Annotated in this window: 3 protein-coding genes; 1 reads left to right on the forward strand and 2 read right to left on the reverse strand. The window is 73.2% G+C overall.

The window, feature by feature from the left end; translation table 11 throughout:
• Positions 1–222: 222 nt before the first annotated feature.
• Positions 223–1,014 carry a transglutaminase family protein gene (locus ACWGDE_RS38065; RefSeq protein WP_453393661.1) on the reverse strand — a complete coding sequence of 264 codons (792 nt, stop codon included), beginning with the start codon at positions 1,012–1,014 and terminating at the stop codon, positions 223–225.
• The gene (locus tag ACWGDE_RS38070; protein WP_453393662.1) at positions 1,011–2,006 is read right to left on the reverse strand and encodes a GNAT family N-acetyltransferase; all 996 of its coding nucleotides are present in this window, start codon (positions 2,004–2,006) and stop codon (positions 1,011–1,013) included. Before ACWGDE_RS38070 ends, ACWGDE_RS38065 begins: the two co-directional genes overlap by 4 nt.
• Positions 2,007–2,123: 117 nt before the next feature.
• Here ACWGDE_RS38070 and fdxA point away from each other — a divergent pair, with 117 nt between their 5' ends.
• Entirely contained in the window at positions 2,124–2,453 is a 330-nt protein-coding gene (fdxA, locus tag ACWGDE_RS38075) for a ferredoxin (protein WP_030868357.1), read from the forward strand.
• Positions 2,454–2,582 lie beyond the last annotated feature (129 nt).

The following is a 2,582-nucleotide window of genomic DNA, read 5'->3' on the forward strand; positions in this document are numbered from 1 at the left end:
GAGTCTGGGGCGGAGCCCCAGGGGCTCGGGCGGAGCCGTGCCCGTCGGGTCAGGGCGGAGCCCTGGGAACGGTGGAAGGGCGGGTAGGGGACTCCGCCCCGCGCAGCGGCAACCCGCGGCGGACCGGCCCGGGCGGGGGCAACACTCAGGCGGCTCGGCCGGGCACCGGCAACCTCAGGCGGCCCGGCCCGGCCCGGCCCGGCGCCGGCAGCTGCAGGCGGGCTAGTTGAGGAGGGCTCGGGCCGAGGTGGCTTCCGCGCGGATGCGGGCCGCCGCCGGCGGGTCGATCACGTCGACGACGAGCGCGTACGACTCCAGCTCGGACGCGCCCGCCGCGAACTCCCCCCGCTCCACGAGCAGCTTCGCCCGCTCGTACCGCAACGCCGCCGGATGCGACGGCAGGAGCAGCGCCAGGTCCAGCGCCCACAGCGCCACCCCCGAGTGCTCGGGCCGCGCCGAGGCCCACGCCCGGATGTTGTTCAGGACGCGCAGCACGATGTCCAGCGTCCGCGCGGCGGTCCGCGGCCCGGCCGCCAGCTCCGCCGGACCCGCGCCCAGCGAGGCACCGCCCGCGAAGGGGTCGACGACCACACCCTCCTCCGGATCCCCGAAGCCCACCACGAAGTGCCCCGGCAGGGCCAGCCCGTACACCGGGGCCCCGGCCCGCCGGGCCACCTCCAGCCAGACCACGGACAGCAGGATCGGCAGCCCCCGGCGCCGCCGCAGCACCTCGTGCAGGAGCGAGGAAGAGAGCCGGTCGTAGTCGGCCGGGGTCCCGTGGAACCCCAGCCGCCCGCCCAGCAGTTCGGTCACCGCCGAGGCCCACGCGCGAGCGTCCCGCAGCCCGTACGGGAGCATCCCCGCCAGCCGGTCCAGCTCTATCTGCGCCCAGTCCATGACCCGTTCGTCGAGCTCCGGGTCCCCCTCCGCGGCGAGCAGCAGGCACAGTACGGCCAGGTCGGGGCGCTCGGCCCGGGCCTCCGCGGCGAACCGCTCGCGGCCGGGCGAGGTCACGCCGCCGCCCCGCGGTAGTGGTGGTAGCTGTGGTGCGCCGAGAAGCCCATCCCGTCGTACAGCGCCCGCGCCCCGGTGTTCTCGGTCTCCACCTGGAGCCACGCCGCCGAGGCGCCCTCCTCCAGGGCGCGCCGCGCCAGCACCGCCATCACGGCCGTCGCCAGACCCTGGCGCCGGTGTTCCGGAGCGACCTCGACGGCCGCGAAGCCGGCCCAGCGGCCGTCCACGACGACCCGCCCGATCGCCCGTCCGGGCAGCAGCGCGAACCACACCGAGGGCCCCGCCGTGAGCACCCGGCGGGCGGCCTCGGGGTCGCTGACCCGCCCGTAGCGGCCGAGCCACTCCTCGTCCGGGGCGCGGTTCAGAGTGACGTCCCCGACGGCGGGGAGCGCCGCGTCGTCCACGTCGGCCAGCACCGCCAGCCCGCCCGTCCACACCTCGGCGGAGACCTCGCGGACCCAGCCCCGGTCCTCCAGCCCGGCGCAGAGCAGTTCCTGGGTGCCCGCGGCCCCCGTCGCGGCCTGGACGTAGGCCGGAAGTCCTCTTTCCGCGTACCAGGAGGTCACTCGCGCGAGTGCATCGTCCAGCGGGGCCCCCGGGTCGCCGAGCGCCAGTACGGAGTTGGCCCGCCGGGTGAAGCCCGCGGACGCGCGCAGCGTCCACTCGCCCAGCGGCTCGCTCTCCAGCGGCACCCAGGACCGCGCGGCGGTCCGCGAGAGCTCCTCGAAGGAGGCCGCGGGACCCCTGCGCCGGGCCGGCGCGGCCGGTACGACCTTGCCCGCGACCAGCGCGGATTCCGGGATGCGGACGGACTCGCCGGTCTTTCGTGTGATCGTCAGCACACCCCTGTTCCAGGATGTGAGAACCCCTACCGTGTCCGTGAACGCGAAGGCCCCGCCGGACCCGCCCTCCACCCGTCGTACAGAGACTCGTTTACCCACGTCAGCGGGTGTAATCCGGATCTCCAGCCGTCCACCGGCAGTGATTTCCACAGCTCTGTCCGCCCCTCCTGTTCGGATCGTGCCCGGGAACGGAGATACTAGAGGCGGGCATCGACGACGCCGCGCTCCCGCGCGATATGGACAGCCCTTATGAGGAGGAACGAGAGCGTGACCTACGTCATCGCGGAGCCTTGTGTCGACGTCAAGGACAAGGCGTGCATCGAAGAGTGCCCCGTCGACTGCATCTACGAGGGCCAGCGGTCCTTGTACATCCACCCGGACGAGTGCGTCGACTGTGGTGCGTGTGAGCCGGTATGCCCGGTCGAGGCCATCTTCTACGAGGACGACACTCCGGAGGAGTGGAAGGACTACTACAAGGCGAACGTCGAGTTCTTCGACGAGCTCGGTTCGCCCGGTGGTGCTTCCAAGCTCGGCCTGATCGAGCGCGACCACCCCTTCATCGCAGCGCTTCCGGCGGACATCAACCCGAGCCACTGACGGTCGGTACCGCCTGAACCGCCACCTCGGTCCCGGCCCGCCCCCAGCCGGCCGGGGCCCCGGTGTTTAACCCCCCACGCCAGCACCAGTGTCTTATAAACAACAGAACCAGGCGACGAAGGAAATATT

Source organism: Streptomyces sp. NPDC054956, from assembly GCF_053609185.1.